General features: G+C 55.4%; 21 protein-coding genes. 17 read left to right on the top strand and 4 right to left on the bottom strand.

Features of this window, described 5'->3' with window-relative positions; all coding sequences use genetic code 11:
• Positions 1 to 112 precede the first annotated feature (112 nt).
• The 5 genes from EU557_RS06095 (at position 113) to ccsA (ending at position 5,370) form a co-directional block, all read left to right on the top strand.
• The gene (locus EU557_RS06095) at positions 113 to 784 is read left to right on the top strand and encodes a cytochrome c biogenesis protein (protein WP_135529493.1); all 672 of its coding nucleotides are present in this window, start codon (positions 113 to 115) and stop codon (positions 782 to 784) included.
• Positions 765 to 1,010, top strand: a complete 246-nt coding sequence (locus EU557_RS06090) for a CcmD family protein (RefSeq protein ID WP_135529492.1) — start codon at positions 765 to 767, stop codon at positions 1,008 to 1,010. Before EU557_RS06095 ends, EU557_RS06090 begins: the two co-directional genes overlap by 20 nt.
• A gap of 135 nt (positions 1,011 to 1,145) precedes the next feature.
• Positions 1,146 to 1,574, top strand: coding sequence for a cytochrome c maturation protein CcmE domain-containing protein (locus tag EU557_RS06085; RefSeq protein ID WP_135529491.1), 429 nt, complete (start codon positions 1,146 to 1,148; stop codon positions 1,572 to 1,574).
• A 9-nt stretch (positions 1,575 to 1,583) separates the two neighbouring features.
• On the top strand, positions 1,584 to 2,744 hold the full coding sequence (locus tag EU557_RS06080) for a hypothetical protein (protein WP_135529490.1): 1,161 nt from the start codon (positions 1,584 to 1,586) through the stop codon (positions 2,742 to 2,744).
• Between the two features lie 19 nt (positions 2,745 to 2,763).
• Positions 2,764 to 5,370, top strand: coding sequence for a cytochrome c biogenesis protein CcsA (ccsA, locus tag EU557_RS06075; protein WP_135529489.1), 2,607 nt, complete (start codon positions 2,764 to 2,766; stop codon positions 5,368 to 5,370).
• A 348-nt stretch (positions 5,371 to 5,718) separates the two neighbouring features.
• Here ccsA and EU557_RS06070 read toward each other — a convergent pair whose 3' ends face one another.
• Entirely contained in the window at positions 5,719 to 8,436 is a 2,718-nt protein-coding gene (locus EU557_RS06070) for a T9SS-dependent choice-of-anchor J family protein (protein WP_135529488.1), read from the bottom strand.
• A 149-nt stretch (positions 8,437 to 8,585) separates the two neighbouring features.
• On the opposite strand from EU557_RS06070, the gene EU557_RS06065 reads away from it, so the two are divergent.
• From EU557_RS06065 to EU557_RS06030, 8 genes are all read left to right on the top strand, one after another.
• Positions 8,586 to 9,410, top strand: a complete 825-nt coding sequence (locus tag EU557_RS06065) for a Rossmann-like and DUF2520 domain-containing protein (RefSeq protein WP_135529487.1) — start codon at positions 8,586 to 8,588, stop codon at positions 9,408 to 9,410.
• Positions 9,411 to 9,475: 65 nt separating this feature from the next.
• Positions 9,476 to 9,805: a 2Fe-2S iron-sulfur cluster-binding protein gene (locus tag EU557_RS06060; protein WP_135529486.1), complete on the top strand. Its 330-nt coding sequence runs from the start codon at positions 9,476 to 9,478 to the stop codon at positions 9,803 to 9,805.
• 91 nt (positions 9,806 to 9,896) lie between these two features.
• Positions 9,897 to 10,133, top strand: coding sequence for a Fe-S cluster assembly protein IscX (gene iscX, locus EU557_RS06055; protein ID WP_135432713.1), 237 nt, complete (start codon positions 9,897 to 9,899; stop codon positions 10,131 to 10,133).
• 83 nt (positions 10,134 to 10,216) lie between these two features.
• Entirely contained in the window at positions 10,217 to 10,717 is a 501-nt protein-coding gene (locus tag EU557_RS06050) for a KdsC family phosphatase (protein WP_135529485.1), read from the top strand.
• 138 nt (positions 10,718 to 10,855) lie between these two features.
• Positions 10,856 to 11,050, top strand: a complete 195-nt coding sequence (locus tag EU557_RS06045) for a cold-shock protein (protein ID WP_135432717.1) — start codon at positions 10,856 to 10,858, stop codon at positions 11,048 to 11,050.
• Positions 11,051 to 11,223: 173 nt separating this feature from the next.
• The gene (locus EU557_RS06040; RefSeq protein WP_135529484.1) at positions 11,224 to 12,132 is read left to right on the top strand and encodes a geranylgeranylglycerol-phosphate geranylgeranyltransferase; all 909 of its coding nucleotides are present in this window, start codon (positions 11,224 to 11,226) and stop codon (positions 12,130 to 12,132) included.
• Between the two features lie 116 nt (positions 12,133 to 12,248).
• Positions 12,249 to 13,514 (top strand): BamA/TamA family outer membrane protein, encoded by a 1,266-nt coding sequence (locus tag EU557_RS06035; protein WP_135529483.1) that lies wholly within the window; start codon positions 12,249 to 12,251, stop codon positions 13,512 to 13,514.
• 196 nt (positions 13,515 to 13,710) lie between these two features.
• The gene (locus EU557_RS06030; protein ID WP_135529482.1) at positions 13,711 to 14,964 is read left to right on the top strand and encodes a glycosyltransferase family 2 protein; all 1,254 of its coding nucleotides are present in this window, start codon (positions 13,711 to 13,713) and stop codon (positions 14,962 to 14,964) included.
• 46 nt (positions 14,965 to 15,010) lie between these two features.
• Here EU557_RS06030 and EU557_RS06025 read toward each other — a convergent pair whose 3' ends face one another.
• From EU557_RS06025 to EU557_RS06015, 3 genes are read right to left on the bottom strand one after another with little or no spacing between them, the layout of a single operon-like run.
• Positions 15,011 to 15,625 carry a class I SAM-dependent DNA methyltransferase gene (locus EU557_RS06025; RefSeq protein WP_135529481.1) on the bottom strand — a complete coding sequence of 205 codons (615 nt, stop codon included), beginning with the start codon at positions 15,623 to 15,625 and terminating at the stop codon, positions 15,011 to 15,013.
• A 42-nt stretch (positions 15,626 to 15,667) separates the two neighbouring features.
• On the bottom strand, positions 15,668 to 16,426 hold the full coding sequence (locus tag EU557_RS06020; protein WP_135529480.1) for a PIG-L deacetylase family protein: 759 nt from the start codon (positions 16,424 to 16,426) through the stop codon (positions 15,668 to 15,670).
• On the bottom strand, positions 16,419 to 17,618 hold the full coding sequence (locus tag EU557_RS06015; protein WP_135529479.1) for an acyl-CoA dehydrogenase family protein: 1,200 nt from the start codon (positions 17,616 to 17,618) through the stop codon (positions 16,419 to 16,421). Before EU557_RS06015 ends, EU557_RS06020 begins: the two co-directional genes overlap by 8 nt.
• Before the next feature lie 290 nt (positions 17,619 to 17,908).
• On the opposite strand from EU557_RS06015, the gene purH reads away from it, so the two are divergent.
• The 4 genes from purH (at position 17,909) to EU557_RS05995 (ending at position 22,386) form a co-directional block, all read left to right on the top strand.
• Positions 17,909 to 19,444 (top strand): bifunctional phosphoribosylaminoimidazolecarboxamide formyltransferase/IMP cyclohydrolase, encoded by a 1,536-nt coding sequence (gene purH, locus EU557_RS06010; RefSeq protein WP_135529478.1) that lies wholly within the window; start codon positions 17,909 to 17,911, stop codon positions 19,442 to 19,444.
• A 343-nt stretch (positions 19,445 to 19,787) separates the two neighbouring features.
• Positions 19,788 to 20,813, top strand: coding sequence for a rod shape-determining protein (locus EU557_RS06005; RefSeq protein WP_135529477.1), 1,026 nt, complete (start codon positions 19,788 to 19,790; stop codon positions 20,811 to 20,813).
• 116 nt (positions 20,814 to 20,929) lie between these two features.
• Positions 20,930 to 21,856: a rod shape-determining protein MreC gene (mreC, locus tag EU557_RS06000; RefSeq protein ID WP_135529476.1), complete on the top strand. Its 927-nt coding sequence runs from the start codon at positions 20,930 to 20,932 to the stop codon at positions 21,854 to 21,856.
• On the top strand, positions 21,853 to 22,386 hold the full coding sequence (locus EU557_RS05995) for a hypothetical protein (RefSeq protein ID WP_135529475.1): 534 nt from the start codon (positions 21,853 to 21,855) through the stop codon (positions 22,384 to 22,386). Before mreC ends, EU557_RS05995 begins: the two co-directional genes overlap by 4 nt.
• Positions 22,387 to 22,484: the final 98 nt, after the last annotated feature.

Here is a 22,484-nt window from a genome sequence, read left to right as displayed (position 1 = left end):
AATAATGTTAAGGTCCCGGAATACTTCAACCGGGCCAGCTGTTATGCAGTAGTAGCGCTGCTGCCGACAACGTATTCGTCCTTCAGCAGTCAATTTTAACTACGCGCTTCTCATGAGAAATAATTGGTGGAAAGCTTTGGCGGTGGTACTGCTGCTGTACGTGGGCATAGCCGGACTGTTGATGCCGGTGCCGCGGCTGGCTATTCTAAACGAGAGCATCCGTAACCTGTATTTCCACGTGCCCATGTGGTTCGGGATGACGTTCATTTTAGTTGCCTCGGTGTATTACTCCGTGCGCTACCTGCGCACTCCAACTCCTGAGCTAGATATCCTGGCCCATGAATCAGCTAAAACGGGTATTCTGATGGGCGTGGTAGGCCTGGCTACGGGCAGCATTTGGGCGCGCTACACCTGGGGTGCATGGTGGACTAACGATCCTAAGCTTAATGGGGCCGCTATTGCCATGCTCATCTATGGGGCATACCTAGTACTGCGTTCCTCTTTCACTGATGAGCAGCAGCGGGCCCGCATTTCGGCCATCTATAACATCTTCGCCTTCGCTACGGCGATGCCGCTGTTCTACATTCTGCCCCGCCTCACCGATTCTCTGCATCCCGGTGCAGGTGGCAACCCAGCTTTTGCCAAGTACGACCTCGATAGCAACATGCGGCTGGTGTTCTACCCAGCTGTGATAGGCTGGACGCTGCTGGCCTTCTGGTTGGCGCAGGTAGCCAGCCGTCTTTCGCTCCTCAAACTGAAAGTATATGAAAAACAGCTTGCCTAAGCTACGTTCTGCCCTGCTGCTCCTGCTAGCCCTGGTGCTGCCTGTGCTGCACGCCGCAGCCCAGGTTACTGCCTCAAACGAGCCCGAAATGGCCGACGCCCTGCGCCACGATGGCAAAATTTACGTGGTAGTGGCCGTGATTACAGTTGTATTGGCGGGGCTGCTTTTCTTCCTCATTTCTCTTGACCGGAAGTTGAGCCGGCTGGAGAAAGAAGTGAAAGACTAGTCCGGTTTCTTTAGTATTTGTGCGAAGGAAGAGGTGATATAAATCATCTCTACACAGTTGATTTCTGTGGACCTTTGCTGTCTTCTTTGTTGTTCCGATTACCGACTCAACTAGGGTCGTCCTGTTGCACCGAACATGAAAAAAGCACACATCCTCGCCATTACCGTCATTGCGATGGCCATTGGTATCATTATGAGCGCCGCTGGTGATGCCAGCGTATACGTCTCATTCCGTGAAGCTCAGCAGCGAGCGGCTGAAGGAAACTTGACGAAAGTGCACGTGGTAGGCCGCTTGCCCCGCGATGGTCGCCAGAACATTATGGGCCTGGAGTATAACCCTACTCTCGACCCCAATTACTTTGCTTTCACTCTAGTTGATACCAACCGCATTGCCCAGCGTGTGGTGTATTTCAACCCCAAACCTCAAGATTTCGACAAGTCGGAGCAAGTGGTGATTACGGGAGCTATGCGCAACAATGTGTTTGTGGCTGACAAAATTCTACTGAAGTGCCCTTCCAAGTACGTGGAGAAGGATATCAAGGGCGCCACTGCCTCCGTCAACTAACTATATTCTATGACGAATGAGCACGCAACACGTCGGGTAAGCCAAGCAGCTGGCTGCTTTTGGCTACGCGTGTTACTTGCTCAGCTAGTTATAGCTACTTGCTTCGTAGGGGTAGTGGCGGCGCAGGCTCCAGTACCGAACGACGACATTGAGCAGCGGCGTGTGCTGCACACCAATGAAACGGTTACTTCTTCTACGGCGGGCTGCACGGTGCAGTGGAAGTGCGTGGATGAGCGCCTAACCGGCAAGTGCATTGAGTACCACAACGACCATTGGTTTGAAGTCACGCCAACCAATACGGGGCGCTACTTCATCAACATCAGTGCCCAGCGGTGCCGCGATACGCGCGGCGTGCAGTTGGTAGTTCTGACGGGGGAGCCGTGCCAGCCGAAAACTTACCAACTATTGACGTGTGCTTCATTAGGCAGCCAAGACGATGTGTTTGTGACGCTTGAGGAGCTGCGGGCGGGGCAGCGCTATCTGCTGAACGTAGATGGCTACCTGCACGACTTCTGCTCCTTTCAGCTTACAATGAGCGACAAAGCGCAGGGCGTACCAGCGTTGTTGCCTCCTAATGTGGCCAGTGTAGCTCCTACCGTTAGCCCCCTTGTGAATCTGCAGTGGACGCTGCCTGACTCCTTGGCTAGCATCAGCCGGTTTCGAGTGCTGCGCCGGGAGGTAGCCGAGTTTCGGGCAACTGAGCAAAATAACCAGCCGGTGCAGCGCACCACGTACGGTGCCGCCGGAGTGGCCTACAGCTACCAGGAAACGCTAAATAAGCCGGGCCGCTACCTCTACCAAGTAGTAGCTGAGGGCACCGATAATCAGCCGCCGGTGTTATTGCAGCAGCGGTGGGTGGCCTACAGCAAGCTAATGCCCATGCAGCGCGACACTTCCTTGCGCTACCTGCGGGTGCCGCTAGGCCAGTATAAAACCGGCGCTAAGCTATCGGTGGTAGCCACTGATGCAGCTTCGGGCCGAGTGATGGGAAACCGTCAGATTATCAAACAGAAAAAGATTGAGCAAATGAGCCTGCTGCCGGTTGTACTTTTGCAGCAGCAAGGTGTTCGGGAGGTGCGGGTGCGCATCACCCAAACCTACGGCCCCGGCCAACCCCCAACTTCAGATGAGCTGACACTCTTGGTGCCGGCCCCATCTTCTTCCCAGTAACATCAGAACCCCGATTCTCATGCTAAATACCTTCATCGGCGACGCCGGGCACCTGAGTGTCATCGTTGCTTTTGTGGCAGCCACGGTAGCAGCGTACTCCTACTACATGGCCTCCCGCAACCAGCCCCTCGGCGAAACCGATGCCTCCTGGCTGCGGATCGGACGCGGGGCTTTCTTGCTGCACGGCGTAGCAGTGGTATCCGTCATTGCGTGTCTGTTCACCATCATCTACACGCATCGCTACGAGTACTACTACGCGTGGAGCCACAGCAGCAACCACTTGCCAGTGTACTATATGATTTCCTGCTTCTGGGAAGGGCAGGAGGGGTCTTTCCTGCTCTGGATTTTCTGGCAGGTAGTGCTGGGCTTCCTCATTATGCGCTTCAATAAGCGCTGGGAAGCTCCCGTAATGGCCATTTTCGCGGGCGTACAGCTATTCCTCACGTCCATGATCCTGGGCGTAGTGCTGGGCGGTGTGAAAATTGGTTCGTCGCCCTTCATTTTGCTGCGCGACTTTCTCGACATTCCTGTTTTCAAGACCAACCCCAACTTCATTCCCAAAGACGGTACCGGCCTGAATGCTCTGCTCCAGAACTACTGGATGGTTATTCACCCGCCCACCCTGTTCTTGGGCTTTGCTCTTACGCTGGTACCGTTTGCCTTTGCTATTGCAGGCCTATGGAAGGGTGAGTACACCAAGTGGGTGCGCCCAGCCTTGCGCTGGACGCTGGTAGGTGGCCTAGTGCTGGGCGTTGGTATCATGATGGGTGCTTATTGGGCCTATGAAACCTTGAACTTTGGTGGTTACTGGAACTGGGACCCGGTAGAAAACGCCGTGTATATTCCGTGGCTGGTGCTGGTGGCATCGCTGCACGGGCTGGTGTTGTGGCAGCGGAGCCGTACCGCTTTGCGCACCTCCTTCGTGCTGGTGATTACCACCTTCCTGCTAGTGCTGTACGCAACCTTCCTCACCCGTAGCGGTGTGCTGGGTAACGCCTCGGTGCACTCTTTCACCGACCTAGGCCTCTCGGGCCAGCTGATTATCTACCTGGGCGCTTTCGTGGTGCTGGCTATTGCCTTATTGGCTTACCGCTGGAAGCAGATTCCTATTTCCGAGAAAGAACTCACTACCTACAACCCCGAATTGTGGGTGTTTGTAGGCGCTACAGTACTATGCCTTGGTGCCTTCCAGGTGTTGGTTACCACGAGCATTCCAGTATATAATGCCTTCTTAGGTTTCATTGGTGTTAAGTCGAACTTGGCCTTGCCCGCTGATCAGATTCAGCATTACACTAAAATTCAGCTGTGGATGGGTGTGGGTGTAGCCTTCTTCTCAGGTTTGGCGCAGATCATGTGGTGGCAGAAGAACGACAAGTCTTCACTCACCAACTCCCTCACCGTTCCTGGTATCCTGAGCCTGCTCAGCGCGGCCCTCGTCATTCTGCTGGTCCAGTACTTTGGCATGACGATGAACCTGACCTACATCGTGCTGCTTACCACTGGCATGTTTGGGGTGCTGGCCAACCTGAGCATGGTGCTCACGCTGATGCGGCGGAAGGTAAGCCTATCGGGTGGTGGCGTAGCCCACATTGGTATTGCGCTTATGCTGCTGGGTATCCTGGCCTCGGCTGGCTACTCCAAGATTATTTCGCAGAACGTATCGGGTCTGCTTTATTCGCGTGAGTTCCCCGAAGAAACCAACCGCGACAACGTGTTGCTGTGGCGCAACGATAAAGCGCCCATGGGCAAGTACGATGTGAGCTATACTGGCCAGTACCTAGATGTACCCAAAGTGCCCGGCTATGTAGACAAGCAGCTGCTATTCCGTACGGCTGACGAGTACAAAGCGCTGGCCCGCGCTGATATTAAGCGTGGCGACAAGGTGTACTACAAGGCAGGTGATACGGTGGATATCCTCCCCGAAAACACGTACTACCGCGTAGAGTATAAGGACCGCAAGACCGGAGAGGCATTTGTTCTCTACCCACGGGGGCAAGTGAATGAGGAAATGGGAGAGGGCCTGCTGGCTTCGCCCGACATCAAGAAATTCCTCGACCACGACATCTACTCGCACATTAGCGCCGTGCCTCCACCCGATAAGGAAAAGGATTGGAGCGAAGTGAAGGAGCACGTTCTGAGCGTGGGCGACACCATCTTCCTGAACGACTACTTCGCCGTATTCCGGGGCGTTGAGCCTGCCCACCAAACCGCCGGTCTAGGCCTCACAAAAGGTGACTTAGCTATCCAAGGCGACTTCCTAGTGTTTGGTGAGAATCGCCAGTACCATGTTCACCCTGTGTTTGTAGTGCGCAACCGCATGATTGGCCGCGTACCAGATGAGGTAGATGACCTAGGCCTACGCCTGAGCTTCCTGAACGTAGATCCTACCAAGGGCAAGTTTACCTTTGGTGTGAGCACTGCCCAGAAAGATTATATCATTCTGAAAGCAGTAGAGAAACCCTTCATCAACCTGCTGTGGAGTGGAACCTTGCTCATGGCTGTTGGCTTTGGCATGGCTATCTACAAGCGTCGCCGCGATGTAGAAGTGGCCTTGAAGCCTACTCAGCCGGAAGCAGATGCTGCTCCTCGGCCGCGCCCCATCCAAAAGAAGCGCCAAGCTGCGTAGCATCTTAGGCTGTATAAGCATTATTAAACTGCCCCGATCATTGAGTGGTCGGGGCAGTTTGTGTATAGGTTCTTTAAGAAGGATCTAGGAGGTGTCAACTTCAAGGCCCTAGCGCAGAGGTACAAATACCTGCTGAATGCAGAAGGTAGGCTGCGTCTTGCAGCTATTGGGTTGGCTGCTCTAGGCCACTCTTTCTGGCAAGCAGACGCTCACATTTTTATGCATTCTGCGCCTAGTAGTTAACATTAGTTGACCATAGCTGACAGGTAATAAGTAGTCAGCATAGGGGCAGTAAAAAGGGACGCTAACTAGCGTCCCTTTTTACTGCCCCTATGCTCAAGCAATGGGTTATTTCTGCACTACAATGTTTCGAATCATATAGTCATTGCCAGATAGAACCTTCATGGTGTACATGCCACTGGCCAGAGTAGAAAGGTCTATTCTGTTCTCGGAGTTGTCGCGGATAGTAGCCGTGTGTACCCGCTGGCCTAGCAGGTTAGTTACTTCTACCTGCATGGCGCCTTTCGCATTAGCGCCGCGTACTTCCACCGTAAACATGCCAGCCGAGGGGTTAGGATAGACGTTCACCGCCCGCACCAACGCATCTGAGAGACCAGTTACCACCGAGTTGATGGAGATATCGTCTACGTATAAGTTAAACTGGTCAGCTGCGCTGTAGGCGTGGAAGCCAATGTAAACAGTGCCGTCAGCACCGGGGGTTATTGGCATTACTTGGGTAGCGCCCGTACCGCTCGTAGTAGTTACCAAGGCCGTATTGGTAATGTTCTCGTTTCTCCACAGCAAGTTGGTTTGCTCAGCAGGCGTGGTGCCAGTACCATATTTCACTTCCAACTTCTCGGAGGTGGGAAACTGGCCTAGGTCCGTCTTGTATTTAAATGATAGCTGATAGCGCGAGCCAGCACGCAAGGCCAAGGCTGGCGTGAAGAACCAGTCATCGCCGCCTTTAGTAGCGTCAGCACTGTTGTAGCCATACATCATGGCGTTAGCCAAGGTATTGGTAGGGCTCACTACGGTAGTAGGAACCCGCCAGGTGTTGTTATCACCATTAACATCCGCTACTGTGATGCCGCAGGGCAGCGTAAGTCCGGGGGCTATCGTATTAAAGTTCTCGGCGTAGGGGAAGTTAGCAATAACCGGAGGCGTGCAAAGGGTAGTGAAAGCAACGGGGCCTGAAAGAGCACTTTGATCAGTAGCTGAGCAATTGGCCCGGATATATAGATCATAGGTGGTAGAAGCCGTTAGGCCAGTCAGAGTGTAGGGCAATGCATTTGCCGTCACCAATGTTCTGGCGGTGCCGTTGGGGTCAAAGCCCCGTGGACCATAAATGATGGTGTAACCTGTGGCATTAGCCGTGCCCGTAGCACTCACCACAACGGTAGTAGCTGAGGCATTAGAAACTGTTACTGCGGAAGGTGGTGGGCAAGTGGGCGGAGCACCAATGGTTGCATCGATAAGCAGACGCCCCAAATTGTTGCCGGATACGTCATCTGGCTGACCTCCTGCCAGATCAATTATGTAGTAAGCCCCTGAGCGCGTAGGATTCTCTACCTGAACGCCAATTGGGTAGTGGGCCGTAGTGCTGGCGGTTTGTGCAATGCCAGTATAAAAGTCGCCCGTGGCTACCGGTACGGGTGTTGAGAAAGGAAAGGACTTAGAAGTAGCAATATCAGCCGCCGTAACCACATAGTCAGGAGTACGACTAATGATGGTGCCTGCATTGTTGCAAACCACCGCATAAATCGTTTTGCCAACTGAGTTCGGATCATCCAGACGAACAGAGATAGATGTTACCGTGAGGGGAGTGCTGGCTATGAACTTGGTAGCAAGTATGCCTGCATTTGTACCTAAGCCCACGCTGTTTCCCGACGCAGGCTGGGAAGGGTTAGCGTAAGAGTAGGTATCGGTAGTTATTTGCTGGGTGTATGTAGCGGTATTGTTCGCATTATCGTCGTCGCTGGCTATGGTAACCGTTACGTTGTTGGTGCCCGTAGCCGTGGGCGTAAACGCATCAAATGATAGGGTGCCTGCTATGCCAAGCCCTAATGTGCCAATAGTCTTGGTGTTAGTGAAGCTGTTCGCTCCGGTTACCGTAACCGTGACGTTGACGTTGGTCAGGGCGGTGGTGCCTAAATTCCGGACGAAGGCCCGAATAACATGAGGGGCACCGTAAGGAACCGGCAGTTTACCTAGTGTGTAAACCGCCGATATGCTGGCATCTCTAGCCTGCTGCGGGTTGAAACGATACGTGCGGCCTGCATCAGGCAGCACTGATAAGCGGATATTATGCGCATTGGTAGTGGAAGAGTAGTTAATGGGCATAAAGCCAGTGCCACTCCAAGCTTGGGCTGAGCCCTTAACCGCCGTAAGAAGCTGGTTATTGGCGGTGCCAGAGCCTTTCAAGCCTACCCCTACATATTTGAAGTTGTTAGGACCCGCACCTGCCGTAGCAGAGCCATACACAAACTCTACCCGGTTAGTCGTCTCGTAGAGCTTTACCTGAAACTGAAAGTTATCAAGCTGCTTGCCAATGGAGCCTGAAGCCTTGTCGCTTACGTTTTTCCATTGAATAGTGCAGACCCGATTAGGAGCTGCACCGGTGGTAGCCACTCGGTATTCAGCAGTACCTGCCGTAGCTGATTCCAAATCGACATTGAAGGGCAGCAGCAGATTGGTTTCTGCGGCGTTGTTAAGGGGGCCACCCGTAGAAACCTGTGGCCCAGAGAAAAAGAAAGGAGCCGCAGGAGCCGTAGTGCCTAGCTTAAGGAAGCCGTTCGTGTTCAGCACAAAATCAGTGAACGACTGACCATTGTAGCTGAATGTAAATCCTATAGGCTGAGCTGCTGAGTTAGCATCGTCGGTATTGGGTGTGCTGATTGTCGTACCAGTAGCACCCAAGTCGGTGTAGGTAGTGGTAATATTGGAGGCCCCCTCCGGGATGTAATTTAGATTTTGGGCCCGGGCGGCCGTGGCTCCTAGGCCTAGTAGGCCTGCCAAAACCAGCCTTCGCCAGGATGCTGTATGTCTTAGTACGTATGAGTTTTTCATAGAAAGAACAAGAAGAAAAAAGCGTAAATGCGAAAAGCAAGAGTAAGTCGAGCTGATATACAAGTTGTTAAAATATGCACTAAAACCTGTTTAATCCTAAATAAACCCGCAATGTTCTCCCTTTTTTGTTAAGAAATTTGAATCAACGTATGAGTGAAAAAGAGCTTCTGAGCCACCGAATTGTTCTACTGGGAGCAGGGCGGGTAGCTCAACACTTAGGACCCGCCCTTTTCCGAGCCGGATATCAAGTGGTGCATGTATGGAGCCGCACAAATGCTACTGCCGCTGCCTTAGCTAAGCAGTTGCCAGGCGCAACCGCCTCGATAGACCTCACGCAACTGCCTGTTGCCGATATATATATAGTAGCCGTGTCTGATGCTGCTGTGCCAGCAGTACTAACGGCGGCGCACTTCCCGGCTGAAGCGCTGGTGGTACATACTGCCGGGGCTTTGCCACTAAGTGTTTTTGGAAAGTGGCCTACCATCCGAGGAGGGGTGCTTTACCCCGTGCAAACGTTTAGCCCCGGCCGCGCAATAGAGTGGCAAACAGTGCCGCTATGCGTAGAGGCGGCTGATACGGTCAGCGAAGCAACGTTACTAGGCCTGGCTAACACGCTAAGTGCCGATGTGCGACTGGTAAATACTACCCAGCGGCTGCGCCTGCACATTGCAGCCGTGTTTGCCTGCAACTTTACCAATCACTTACTCGGCATCAGCCACGCGCTACTGACGGAGGATGGATTACCCGTGGAACTGCTGGCTCCGCTGGTACGTGAAACCATTGACAAAGCCTTGGCAGAGCCGCCCTTCAGCGTGCAAACTGGCCCAGCGGCCCGCCACGACCAGCCCACGCTGACTCACCACGAAGCTGCCCTAGAGGCCTATCCTGACTGGCAAATGCTTTATAAACTACTGTCCGACAGTATTCAACGGCAAGCAAGGGGCAAGGCGCAAAACAACGAAGGGGCTTTTTAGCTTTGATTCCGGGGGAGGGGTATGTACCTTCGTGCCCGCATTTTGCCCGCTTCAACGCGCTACTCGTGAAAGTCGTTAATATCACCTTTAAGTTTCAGGACGGCCAGCCCGATCAGACCCACGTGGCCGCCCAGGGCGAATCTGTACTCGACGTTGCCCTCAACAACGACATCCAGCTGCAGCACAACTGTGGTGGAGTGTGTGGCTGCAGTACCTGCCACGTCTATATTCTGCAGGGAGAAGAAGATCTCCCGGAAATCAGCGATAAAGAAGAAGACTTCATCGACCGGGCTGTTGATCCCCGGATCAATTCGCGCCTTGGCTGCCAGTGCGTAATGCAGGGTAACCAGGACGTGGTGGTGATGATTCCGCCGCAGAACTTCCTAGGCCACTAATCCCGAGCTGCCAGTGGCGAGCCGTCTGATGCAGATTTGTTCTGCAGGCGTTTTCTAGCAACTGGCAACTTCTAACTGACAACTGTATCTAATGAACCACTTCGAGCCCCCTATTAAGTGGAGCGACCATGAGGATATCGCCATGGCGCTGTACGAGAAGTTCGGTGACGACTTCAACGAGGCTAAAATCTACCGCATACGCTTCACCGATCTGCTGGAGTGGGTACTGACATTGCCCAATTTTGAGGGTACCCGTGAACAGGCCACCGAGGGTCACTTGGAGCAAATTCAGGCCAAGTGGGTGTACGAGTGGCGTGATAACCAATAAGGTACTGGCCTAGCACCGCCTCGGCGCTTAACTATGCGCTTTCTGCGCCCGGCACCGCTCCGGAATACCTTTTGTCATCTTATATGAGTGAGCAGACCACGCCTGACTTATCAGTTATCAAGGCTTTTGTGTTGGATGTAGATGGTGTTCTGACCGATGGAACCCTACTGGCTTTCAACTCCGGTGAGCAGGCCCGGGCCTTTCACATTCGAGATGGTTTTGCCATTCGGCATGCCTTACGCCAAGGTTACCGCATTGCGGTTATCTCGGGTAGAGAAGAAGAAGGCGTTCGGAAACGGCTGGAGTCGTTGGATATCCGGGACATTTTTCTGGGCGTGGATGATAAGATGAAGATCTTCAACAACTACATCAACACCTACCGCCTCGACCCCGCTAACATTGCCTACATGGGCGACGATGTGCCCGATGCTGAAGTAATGCGCCGCTGTGCCGTGGCCGCTTGCCCCGCCGATGCCGCCCGCGACGTGCGCGAAATCAGCAACTACACCACTGCGCTGCGCGGTGGGCACGGGGCCGTACGTGAGCTGATTGAAGATGTAATGCGCACTCAGAAAACCTGGTAGGCCAGTTCAGGTAGCTAGTTATCCAGCAGTACATAACAAGAAGAAAAGCACAACCCCGCCCACTTTAGGCGGGGTTGTGCTTTTCCAAAATCCCTCTATATTTACCCACCAATCATTCACACCATTTCTTTTTATTTCATGAAAACAGGAACCGTAAAATTCTTTAATGAGTCGAAGGGCTACGGCTTCATTACGGAAGACGGCTCGAAGGAAGACTTCTTCGTCCACATTACCGGTCTTAACGGGGGCCAGATCCAACAGAATGACCGCGTTGAATTCGAAACGCAGGAAGGCCGCAAAGGTGTTAATGCGGTGAATGTGAAGAAAGTGTAGACTTCGGTCTGCTCAGATGATTGTAACAACTGAGCAAAGCCCCTCCCGCTACCGGGAGGGGCTTTCTATTGCTAGGCCAGTGTACCGGTCGAGCTTCAGGTAGTTCGTTCGTTCGTCTTCCTATTTGGCTGGGGTGCATCTTTGCAGCCACTACTAGTATTGTTTCTATTCTAATGGCTGCCCCTGAACATCCCCGCTCCAACCAGCCGCCCGCAGCGGATACTGGCCCCTGGCGGCAGCTGGCCCTCCTGATTCGGCTGCCCAACCTGCTGATTATGGCCCTGTGCCTGCTGCTGGTCCGGAAGGCCTTGCTGCTGCCCGATGCGCCCTGGTCGGTGGTGCTGGACCCGTCCTTTGCGCTGTTGGCCCTGGCCGCACTAAGCGTGGCGGCCGGCGGGTACATTATCAATGATTACTACGACGTAAAGATTGACGCCATCAACCGACCCGACCGGTTAGTAGTAGGAAAGGCGGTAAACCGGCGCCACGCAATGGTAGCCCACTTGTTACTATCGGGGCTGGGAGTATTGGTGAGTGGAGCACTGTCGCCGCTACTGGGGCTAGTAAATTTAGGCTCGGCGCTCTTGCTATGGGGCTACTCTGTGCGATTCAAGCGGGTGGCCTTGGTGGGCAACGTGAGCATTGCTGCTCTCACGGCAGCGCTGGTACTACTGCCAGAACTGCAATTGCGGGTGGGTACCAAACCGGTGTGGTTATATGCCCTGGCGGCTTTTCTGCTGACGGTGGTGCGCGAAATAGTAAAGGATATTGAAGATATGCGCGGCGATGCCGCGCACGATTGCCGCACGCTGCCCCTGGTGGTGGGGGTGCTGCGCAGTAAATGGGTGGCGGGGTTTTTTCTGGCTTGCCTGGTAGTGCTGGTGTTGGGGGTAGAAAAAGTACTGGTCGAAGCCGAGCACTGGGCACTGGGGCTATGGTTATTGCTACTGGTGCTGTTGCCGTTGGGTTGGCTGGCGGCGCAGCTGCGGCGGGCCGACCGGCGGCGGCACTTTGCGCAGTTAAGTACTGGGTGTAAGCTGGTGATGTTGGCGGGAGTTCTCTCCATGCTATTGGTAGGGTAAAACCGCAAAGGCTACTGTTCCGTTAGCTGAGAAGTTCGGTCCTGAACTACAGCTTGTTCAGCTGCGAGCACAGGTCCTAGGCCTATACCCTTCACTTCTTCCCAAGCCATCCACGTATGCGCTTTCTGTACTCGCTGTTAGCGCTAAGCTCGCTGGCCGCCCCCGCTGCTCTAGCCCAGTCGGCCCCTGTTACTCCCGATTCCACCACGCTGTGGGCGTCATCGGTAACCCCTACTACTGCTGAAGATCCTGCGGAGGGCGCGCCCGTGGGTCTGAACCGGGCGTTGGCGCCTGCGCCCGTCAAGCTCACGCCTTCCGATCCTAATAAGCCCAGCTTTATTCCGGTGCCCATTGCTTTCTATCAGCAGGAAACTGGTTTCGCAGGTGGCCTAGCCATTTTGCCCGTGTGGCGGTTTGGGCAAGATACCATGGTGCGTAAGTCGAATGCCCGGTTGATTGCCTGGATTTCGCAGAAAAAGCAAACCACGGTGCAGTTGACGCACACGGTTTTCACGCCCGAAGAGAAATTCTTCTTCTCTGGCGAGTTAAGCTACTACGACCTGGTGTTTAACTACTACGGTATTGGCAATAACACCCGTAAGAGCGACGAAACCCAGATCAAATACCCGCTGTGGGTGTTTGATGAAAAGGTGCTGGCCAAGGTAGTACCCAATCTGTTCGTAGGTATTCGTTACCGCTTCACAGACCTGGGCACCGTAGAGCTGAAAGATCCGCAGGACCCGGTTAATAACCCTGCAACGCAGTACTACAATATTCCGGCCTCTCAGCGCGCTGGCTACCGGACATCGGGCGTGGGTCCGGCAATTCTGTATGATGGCCGCGACAATGTGCTGGCAACCTACACGGGTAACTTTGTGGATGCACACATCCTGTTCAATGGCGGTGCACTAGGTAGCGACTACAAGTTTACGCGCTACATGGTGGACGCCCGCCACTTCAACCCACTGTTCGGGACCAACAACACCATTTTGGCGCTGCAATTTTTGGGGCAGTACCACACGGGTAGCGTGCCGTTCCGGGAGTTAGGTGGCATGGGTGCCACGTTGGGCGGCTCGCTCTACAACAATGCCTATCTGATGCGCGGCATTTATGAAGCACGCTTCCGTGACCGTCAGTTTACCACAGCCCAGGCTGAAATCCGGCAGAAACTATTCTGGCGCTTCGATGGGGTAGTGTTTGGCGCGGTAGGCCAGGTAGCCCCGCGCTTAGGCGATTACACGTTTGAGGATACCAAGTTTGCTGGTGGGGTAGGAGCCCGTTTCCGCTTCAACCGCCGCGACCGGCTCAACATTCGCTTAGATTACGGTGTCGGCTCCGGCGGCAACTCCGGGATCATCTTCGCCGTGGGCGAAGCGTTCTAAGCTAACCGACTCACACGCAAAAAAGGCCTTCCTACTTAGGAAGGCCTTTTTCGTGTATAGGTAGGATGCGCACCAGCGGCCCAAATGAAATGCTGTCAGTATACAGCGCAGTAGTTCATCTGCATGAGCAATTGGGAAGGGGAAATTGCCCAAAAGCTGAACAATATTAATACTGTTCAGCTACGTAAAAGGAGCTATGTGCTCTTTACTCCCCTCTCGATTTCATACAGTGCAGGACGTAGCCGCTGGTCCGGCCTCAGTAGCTAACGTGCGGGTGGCTAGGCCACCTGCCGCCAGCTTGCGAACGGTGGTGGTGGTTCCGGCCAAGGATGAGGCCGAGAATCTGCTGGCAACTCTAGCGGCCTTGGCCGCCCAAACTACCTTGGCCGGTGAACCCCTCAACCCAGCGGAGTATGAAATACTCGTGCTGGCCAATAATTGCCTTGACGAGACAGCCGCATTAGCGCGTGAGTTTGCCAGGTGTCATCCGGCGTTGGCTGTGCACGTGCTGGAAATAGAGCTGCCCCGTGCTGAAGCCCACATTGGCAAGGCCCGGCGCTTGCTTATGGATGAAGCCTGCCGCCGGCTGGAACTGGCGAACAACTCCGGCAGCTTCATTGCCAGCACCGACGCCGATACGCTGGTAGCCCCAACCTGGCTGGCCGCCACGCAGGCTGCGCTAGCCCAAGGGGCCGATGCCGTAGGTGGCCGAATTCTGATGCACATGGCAGTTGCTTCCGCTGCCGACGCAGCTAGGCGCTATCAGTTGCAGGATACAACGTATCAACTATTGAAGGCCCGTTTAGAAACCTTGCTTGACCCGGCAGAATCTGATCCGTGGCCGCGGCATCACCAGCATTTTGGGGCGAGCTTTGCCCTAACCCCTGCGGCTTACCGCCGGGTAGGTGGCCTACCAGTTGTGCCGTATTTAGAGGATGAAGCGTTATACCAAGCCTTGCTGCATCATGACCTGCGGCTGCGCCATTGCCCACAGGTACGGGTGTACACCTCTAACCGGCAGATGGGGCGAGTTGCAGTAGGCCTCTCCTGGCAATTGCGGCAATGGGCGCAACTGGGCCAAACGCAGCAGGAGCCGCTGGTGGATAGTCCTGCCCGGTTGGTTACGGAATGGAAGGCTCGCTTTGCTTTGCGTGCCTTGTGGCAGGGCAAGCCCGCCCAAACAGTGGCGGAAACGCTACCTGGCTTGGCCACCTTGCTAGGCCTACCGCTTAAGTCGCTTGAGCAGCAAATGCGTGCTTGCCTAACGTTCGGACAGCTGTGGAGTTGGGTTAAAACATATTGGGCAACACATGGCCGCTGGGAAGCCCAATGGCCTCCTATGGCCCTAAGTGACGCCATTGCCTACTTGCGCCGCGAGCTGGTGATGCACAACAACGAACAAAAGCGCTTGCCAGAACCAAGCCTGAAGTGGCCTAGCGCTTGCTCTTAAGTTTGGAACCCGCTACAGTTTAACCTATCAGAGATGCTAAACAGGCCTACTGCTGCTCAAATAAATCGAGGCGGTACGTTTCGTGGCGCTGACTTTTCAGGTGGTTCAGAGGGCCCCCGGGGGTAGTGAGGTTCAAGAAAAACTCGTGCACATCATCGCCGGTCAGGGGATAGTCGTGCACGGGAGGCGTCCAATGAACGAGGAGCAAGTGTCCGCCGGGGCGTAGTGTCTGCAAGATGTGGTTGCTAGTACGCAGCAAATCAGCCGGGCTCCAGTAATATCCCACTTCTGACAGTAGCACTAAGTCAAATGAGCGGCCCCTCGGGTACTCATCAGGTAGCTGCAACTGCTGAAACTCCACTTGAGGTAATTGCGCACAGCGCTGCCGGGCTTTATCTAGCGGTGCCTTGGCCACATCAATAGCGAGGAGGTGCTCACATCGGGCCGCTAGCTGCTGAGTCAGCACGCCCAAAGAGCAACCAATTTCAAAGGCCTGGGCATACTGGCTGTGCGGGAGTGCTGCCAGCGTAGTGTCATACTTCTGCCGCTCATAGGCGCTGGTTTCAAAGCCCCAAGGATCTGTGTTGGCCTCATATACGGCATCGAAGTAATCAGGCGGAAGCGTGTTAGGCTGGTTGGGGTTAGGACGGAGACGAGACATGGGGAGGGGAGAATAAACACGCTGATAGAGCCCGAATGAGGATCAGGACTTTGCTTGAAAGAACACTTCTACTGGCCTATCAAAGTGCGCCAGCATGCCAGCCGCCAGGGTAAAGCCGGCCGGGTCATCGTCGATGGGGCCACCAGCCAGCTGGGAGCGGTGAGCGGCAATGGCCTGCTGCTTTTGCGGCAGCACGGAGCGTATATCTAGCCGGAAGCCGTGAGCTTCGGCGGGCTGGGGGAGGTCAGCGGGGGAAGCCCGCTCCCAGGCCCACACTACATATTCCAGCAGACGAGGCGCGGTTGGGAGTCCTGCTAAGGCTGCCCGAACCAGCTGGCTGGTAGCCCGGTGGTCAGGGTGAGGGTCGCGCCGCCAAGGCACTAGTACCGTTTGGGGTTGCGTGGTAGTAAAAAACTCCTGCAAGTGGGCGGCGGCGGCGGCACCAAGCGGGGTGTCGGGGCCGGGCACCGAGCCATCTGGCAAGCCTAGCGTGTGCAGGGCTTGGTCTGACAGGCCTAGCAAGCCTAGGGCTTCGCACAGCTCTTGTTCTCGCAACGCACGGCGCGCGGCAGGCGGAAACTTCTGGGAATGGGGGTGCGACATAGTTCCATCGCTAACCAATACACACCATGCGGGCAGGCCTACCTGCCGCAACAAGGTGAGCAGGCCACCGCAGCCCAGGGATTCATCATCGGGGTGCGGGGCTACCACAACCGTAGGCCCAAAGGTGCGCACGGCGTCGGGAGGGTAGAGTGGAAGGCTCTCAAACAACAGCTGGGAGGACACGAAGGGCTCAGTCATTCCACAGGCGGTAAGCAGGGCGCGAGCTTTCGAGCACAAAACGCCCAGCATCGGCTTGCGCGGCGTCGGGGGCAGGCTGGCGTAGGTAGTGAGTTAGGTCGCGGTGCATACGCTCAAAGGGCTCGGGGCGCAGCAGGCCACGGGCGCCCACGCAACGTTCCGCCAGAGGCAACACTCGCAGGCATATTTCTTCAATGGCCGTACGCACCATGTTGGCATGGGCTACGGTGGCCTCGGCAGTTGCTGTTGCGCGGGCCTCGTGCTCGGCGGCGGCACGTAGCCACTGGCGGCCGCTTTCTATCAGCAGTGCCATTTCGCCCAGGCGCTGCCGCTGATAAGGATCATCGGTGCGGCCCAGCTCGCGCAGAAAGCGGCGCGTTTCATCAAATATAGCCTCGGCGCCGCCCAGCTGCACAGCCGCAAAGCGAGTAGCCCCACCACTAAACCAGGGCTGCCGATAATAGTCGCCGGGGCGGCCTAGCAAGTCGTCGTCGGCTACCTCTAGGCCGGTAAAATCAACCCGGAAGCTAGCTGTGGCCCGCATCCCCAGGGGGCGCCAGAAGGAAGCGTCTAGACTGGGCTGCTGCTCATCGGTGGGCAAAATCAGCATCTGCCAGCCCCCATCAGGGAGCTGGGCTGTGAGCAAGGGCCGGGTAAGGTGGCCCGCCCCCGATCCGAAGGTTTTGCTGCCATGCAGGCGGTAGCGGTTATGTGCTAGTGGCTCCAGTTTTACGCCGTCGTGCGCCTCCGTATTCCAAACGCCAAATAAGTGCCCGGCGTGGGCCGCCGCCGCCCAGCGGGTAACCTGTTTCGGCTGCCCAAAACGCTGGAGTAAGAGTAGGGCGTTGACGTGCCCCTCATATATGCGGCCCACTGCCAAATTTCCGCGCCCAATATGCTGTAAGGTCTGAAGTAGTGGCAACGCTTGGGAGGAGTGGCCTAGGCCAGTACCCCGCAATGCGGGAGGCAGTGCAGCAGTCAGCAGACCAGCTTCACGCATCCACTTGAACTCTTCGGTTGGGAAGCCGCCTTCTTGGTCAGAAAAAGGGGCCTGCGTGAATAAGCGTGGGGCCAAGCTGGCGGCAGCCTCTACACTTACTTCTGCTGAGTAAAGTGGAGGCTCCGGGAGCGAGCTAACGGCCGGCTTTGGGCGCGCAGCAGTGGCGGGTGAATGTAGGAGTGTCTCTGACATGATGAAGATTCAGGCGGATGCCAAACCGAGCTTGGCGGGGAAAAGAGCAACTGCCTGGTTTGATCAGAACAGAGGAGCTTGAGGTATATACGGCAGGAAATAGGAACTGGGCAGTAAGAAAATTTGGTGCAGACAATCGTGCATAAATCGCGCGCTCAAAGCTCGAAAAGGCCCTAAGCGGGTGCCCTGATAGGTGGGGCGTAACAATTCCGTAACATAGTTGGGTGGCAGCACGCCCGAGGGGTTCCTACCTTCGCGGCGCATTTCGCCTTCATCCAAGCTTTATTGCCATGCCTTCGCAGCCCATTCGTTCCGCCCTTATCTCTGTCTACTACAAAGACCGCCTTGAGCCCCTAGTGGCCCTGCTCAAGCAGCACGGCGTGACGATGTACTCGACGGGAGGAACTCAGCAATTCATTGAAGAGCAGGGTGCGCCGGTGACGGCCGTAGAGAGCCTGACGGGCTTTCCGGCCGTGTTCGGGGGCCGGGTAAAAACGCTGCACCCCACGGTATTCGGGGGCATTCTGCACCGCCGCCACGAAGCCAGTGACCTAGCCGAAGCTGAGCAGCACCAGATTCCGCCCATTGATTTGGTTATCGTTGACCTGTACCCGTTTGAGGAAACTGTTGCCTCCGGGGCCGCCGAGCAGGACGTTATCGAGAAGATTGACATTGGGGGCATTTCCCTGCTGCGCGCTGCCGCCAAAAACTTCCGCGATGTGCTGGTTGTGAGCAGCCGCGACCAATATGCGGCCGTGACGGAGTTGCTGACCACCAAAAACTGCGCTACCGACCTCGAAGACCGCCGCCACTATGCCGCCGCCGCTTTTGAGGCCACCTCGCACTACGATACCCAGATTTTTCGCTACATGGCTCAGGGCACGGAGCTGAGCGGCACAGCCCTGAAAATTAGCGAGAAGCCCGCCACGCCTCTGCGCTACGGCGAGAATCCACACCAAGCCGGCACCTTCTACGGCGACCTATCGGCCCTCTTCGACCAACTCCACGGCAAGCAGCTTAGCTACAATAACCTGGTAGACGTAGATGCTGCCGTGCTATTGATGCAGGAATTTGCCGAAGGTCCCGCCGCTTGCGCCATTCTCAAGCATACCAATGCCTGCGGCGTAGCCCAAGCAGAGACGCTAAAAGAGGCCTACCTGAATGCGCTGGCCTGCGACCCTATATCAGCCTTTGGGGGCGTTATCATTGTAAACCGGGCGGTAGATGCCGCAACGGCCGAGGAATTGAACAAGCTCTTTTTTGAGGTGCTGATTGCGCCCGAGTTTGCCGAGGACGCCCTGCCCATTCTACAGAGCAAGAAAAATCGCATTCTGCTCCGCCAAAAGCCCGTTGATTTCCCCACGAAGCAAGTAAAAACCCTGCTCAATGGCCTGATTGAGCAAGACTTTGACCGCGTAATTGAAGGTGCCAACGAGTTCCGCACGGTAACTAAATCGGCCCCGACGGCCGAGGAAGTAGAGGCCCTGGAATTCGCTATAAAGGTTTGCAAGCACACCAAGAGCAACACTATTGTGCTAGCCAAGGCGGGGCAATTGCTGGCATCGGGTGTAGGCCAGACCTCCCGAGTAGATGCGCTGAAGCAGGCAATTGAGAAGGCTCGCGCCTTTGGCTTCGACCTGAAGGGCGCAGTAATGGCGTCTGATGCCTTTTTCCCCTTCCCCGACTGCGTAGAAATTGCGGGTGAAGCTGGCATTCGGGCCGTAGTGCAGCCCGGCGGCTCTATCAAGGACGCCGACAGCATTGCCGCCTGCGACCAGCTAGGTATGGCGATGGTAATGACCGGTGTGCGCCACTTCAAGCACTAAAAAATACGGGCAAGATCAGGGCTAGGCCAGCAATGGCCCTAGCGCTGGCAACCTCTTGATACTAAAGCAGCCTCGGGCACCAAACTGGTTGCCGGGGGCTGCTTTATTTTGAGTAGCTGGACTGTAGCCAAGAAGCTTTATCTTGCCTGCTCCACAATGAAAAGCCACTCCTGACGTTGGGAGCTGCACATTATTGGGCGGCCTGCGCTTCATAAGTAGATCTTGCTTCACTGTCGGTCTACAATGCTGAGCCGACATGCCGGGCTTCGCCGAAACTTGCTTACTTTTGCCCCCACTTTTGACGGGCGCAACCAGCCCGTTCTCATTCACTTGCCGTAACTCGATGGGTTTCTTCAATTTTCTGACCAGCGATATTGCCATTGACCTGGGCACGGCCAATACCCTCATCATTCACAACGACAAAATCGTGGTGGATGAGCCGAGCATCATTGCGAAAGACCGCACTACAAATAAGGTAATTGCCGTGGGCCGGCAAGCGCAGCAAATGCACGAGAAAACCCACGACAACATCAAAACTATCCGTCCGCTGAAGGATGGTGTTATTGCCGACTTCCACGCCGCCGAGGAAATGATCAAGGGCATGATCAAGATGATTGACACGCGTACGCGGCTGTTCCAGCCCTCGCACCGCATGGTCATCTGCATTCCTTCGGGCATTACGGAGGTAGAAAAGCGCGCCGTACGTGACTCCGCTGAGCACGCCGGGGCCAAGGAGGTCTGGATGATTCAGGAACCCATGGCCGCCGCTATCGGTATCGGAATTGACGTGGAGCAGCCCGTCGGCTCCATGATTATCGACATTGGAGGTGGTACTACTGAAATTGCCGTTATCGCGCTGTCGGGTATTGTCTGCGACCAGTCTATCAAGACGGCCGGCGACGTATTCAACCAGGACATTCTTGATTACATGCGCCGCCAGCACAACCTGCTGATTGGGGAGCGGAGCGCCGAGCGCATCAAGATTGAAGTGGGTGCTGCCCTCACGGAGCTGGAAGTAACTCCGCCCGACTTTGAGGTGCGCGGCCGCGACCTGATGACCGGTATTCCGAAAGTTATCAAGGTGACCTCGGCTGAAATTGCCATTGCCCTGGATAAATCGGTAGCTAAAATTGAGGAGGCCGTATTGAAGGCGCTGGAAATCAGCCCGCCTGAGCTTTCCGCCGATATCTACGAAAACGGCATCCATCTGACCGGCGGTGGGGCCTTGCTGCGTGGCCTAGACAAGCGCTTGGCCGTGAAAACCAAGCTGCCTATTCACATTGCCGAGGATCCGTTGCGTGCAGTAGTACGCGGCACGGGTGCTGCCATCAAAAACATCCTCGGCTTCCGCGGGGTGCTGCTTACCTAATCTTTTATTATCAAGTAGTTGAGAAGTGAGAAGGAAGACTAGGTGAGCAGTAACAACTTGTTGCTGTATCTCACGAGTCTTCTTTCTCACTTCTTACTTCTCAGTTCACGAATGCTGTGGGTAACTTGTTCGCCTTTCTGTTTCGCTACCGGGGTATCCTCGTGTTTGCGCTGCTGGAAGTGTTGAGCTTGTTTCTGCTGGTGCGCAACAGCGCGTATCAGCGGGCCGCGTTTTTCAACTCAGCCAACAGCTACGTAGGCCAGGTACTGGATCTGCGCACGCGCATTTATGACTACTTCCGGCTGGTAGAGGTAAATCATGAGCTGGTAAAGGAAAACGCCCTGCTACGGCAACAGCTCTATCGCTCCGACCTAAGCGGCCGGCAAGCTGATTCCTTACCCGTTAGCAAGGATAGCGTCACGCAGGCAAGACTTGCCCTCCTGGGCCGCCCCGATTCCTTGCTGCTAGGCCTCCGCCAGCTTCCCACCCGTGACCCCGATTATCCCCTAATTCCGGCCCGGGTGGTAAGCAACACCCAGCGCCGCGTTGATAACTTCTTGACCCTGAATGTGGGGGCCGTAGATGGGGTGAAACCCGGGATGGGCGTAGTGGCGGCTGCGGGCGTGGTTGGCCGTGTGCTGGTAACAAGTGAGCATTATACTACCATTACCTCGGTACTGCACTCCAAAACCGCTATATCATCACGCATTCAGCGCGATGGCACCATTGGAACCATTCGTTGGCTTGGAGATGACCCAGCGTATGTGCTGCTGGATAACATTCCACGCCAAAACAAGCTGGTGCGCGGCGACACGGTAGTGACATCTGGTTATAACGCTGTGTTTCCCGAGGGCATAATGGTAGGAACCATTGAGTCGTTTGTTCGGGAGCCCGACAAAAACTTCTGGACGATTAAAGTGCGGCTCGCTGTCAATTTCTCTAACCTGACCTATGTGTACGTGGTTAGCAGCCGTCCTAAAATTGAGCGCGATACGGTAGAGGCTCGCGCCGGCGTGAAACCCGAAACCGACGATCAGCCATGAGCGGAGTAGGAACCATTCTGCTACAAGTGCTGCGGTTTGCGCTCTACGTAGGCCTCTACGTGCTGCTTATCAGTGGGCCAGACTTTGTGCTGTTTAACCTAGGCTGGTGTTTTTTCTACTTAGGCTTCCTGCTGTTCTTGCCTATTAGCACGCCCATCGTGCTGCAATTGCTGCTGGGCTTCGTCATGGGCTACACCATGGACGTGTTTTTCGACTCGGGTGGGGTACACGCCGCCGCGGCCGTGCTAGTGGCCTACCTGCGCCCCTGGGTGCTGCGCCTGCTCACCCCCCGCGACGGGTACGATGCCCAAGACTCAGTGAACATTCACCAAATGGGCGGGCAGTGGGTTATCGTGTACCTGCTGCTGCTGGTGGCTATTCACCACGCCGCCTTTTTTCTGCTGGAGCTGGGCAGCTTCCAGGTACTGGGCCTCACTTTGCTCAAAATTCTGGTGAGCACTCTGTACACGAGTGTTGTATTCCTGATTATTCAGCTGGTGTTTTTCCCCACGCGCCGCCGCAGCCGGTAAGCTCGGGAACTTGCGGGCGGCGATACGCTTTGTATAAGCTCCGCCGTACGGCGCAAGGGCCGCGGCAAGTGCTAAACCAAGTACGGCAGCCTCCAAGG

The sequence above is a fragment of the Hymenobacter wooponensis genome, from assembly GCF_004745865.1.
Classification (GTDB): Bacteria; Bacteroidota; Bacteroidia; order Cytophagales; family Hymenobacteraceae; genus Hymenobacter; species Hymenobacter wooponensis.
This window is presented reverse-complemented; position numbering and strand designations above follow the sequence as displayed.

Excerpts from the sequence above, each read along its gene's own strand:
- EU557_RS06095 (WP_135529493.1), top strand. The coding sequence starts at position 113 with ATGAGAAATAATTGGTGGAAAGCTTTGGCGGTGGTACTGCTGCTGTAC.
- EU557_RS06090 (WP_135529492.1), top strand. The coding sequence starts at position 765 with ATGAAAAACAGCTTGCCTAAGCTACGTTCTGCCCTGCTGCTCCTGCTA.
- EU557_RS06085 (WP_135529491.1), top strand. The coding sequence starts at position 1,146 with ATGAAAAAAGCACACATCCTCGCCATTACCGTCATTGCGATGGCCATT.
- EU557_RS06080 (WP_135529490.1), top strand. The coding sequence starts at position 1,584 with ATGACGAATGAGCACGCAACACGTCGGGTAAGCCAAGCAGCTGGCTGC.
- ccsA (WP_135529489.1), top strand. The coding sequence starts at position 2,764 with ATGCTAAATACCTTCATCGGCGACGCCGGGCACCTGAGTGTCATCGTT.
- EU557_RS06070 (WP_135529488.1), bottom strand. The coding sequence starts at position 8,436 with ATGAAAAACTCATACGTACTAAGACATACAGCATCCTGGCGAAGGCTG.
- EU557_RS06065 (WP_135529487.1), top strand. The coding sequence starts at position 8,586 with ATGAGTGAAAAAGAGCTTCTGAGCCACCGAATTGTTCTACTGGGAGCA.
- iscX (WP_135432713.1), top strand. The coding sequence starts at position 9,897 with ATGAACCACTTCGAGCCCCCTATTAAGTGGAGCGACCATGAGGATATC.
- EU557_RS06050 (WP_135529485.1), top strand. The coding sequence starts at position 10,217 with ATGAGTGAGCAGACCACGCCTGACTTATCAGTTATCAAGGCTTTTGTG.
- EU557_RS06045 (WP_135432717.1), top strand. The coding sequence starts at position 10,856 with ATGAAAACAGGAACCGTAAAATTCTTTAATGAGTCGAAGGGCTACGGC.
- EU557_RS06040 (WP_135529484.1), top strand. The coding sequence starts at position 11,224 with ATGGCTGCCCCTGAACATCCCCGCTCCAACCAGCCGCCCGCAGCGGAT.
- EU557_RS06035 (WP_135529483.1), top strand. The coding sequence starts at position 12,249 with ATGCGCTTTCTGTACTCGCTGTTAGCGCTAAGCTCGCTGGCCGCCCCC.
- EU557_RS06030 (WP_135529482.1), top strand. The coding sequence starts at position 13,711 with ATGTGCTCTTTACTCCCCTCTCGATTTCATACAGTGCAGGACGTAGCC.
- EU557_RS06025 (WP_135529481.1), bottom strand. The coding sequence starts at position 15,625 with ATGTCTCGTCTCCGTCCTAACCCCAACCAGCCTAACACGCTTCCGCCT.
- EU557_RS06020 (WP_135529480.1), bottom strand. The coding sequence starts at position 16,426 with ATGACTGAGCCCTTCGTGTCCTCCCAGCTGTTGTTTGAGAGCCTTCCA.
- EU557_RS06015 (WP_135529479.1), bottom strand. The coding sequence starts at position 17,618 with ATGTCAGAGACACTCCTACATTCACCCGCCACTGCTGCGCGCCCAAAG.
- purH (WP_135529478.1), top strand. The coding sequence starts at position 17,909 with ATGCCTTCGCAGCCCATTCGTTCCGCCCTTATCTCTGTCTACTACAAA.
- EU557_RS06005 (WP_135529477.1), top strand. The coding sequence starts at position 19,788 with ATGGGTTTCTTCAATTTTCTGACCAGCGATATTGCCATTGACCTGGGC.
- EU557_RS05995 (WP_135529475.1), top strand. The coding sequence starts at position 21,853 with ATGAGCGGAGTAGGAACCATTCTGCTACAAGTGCTGCGGTTTGCGCTC.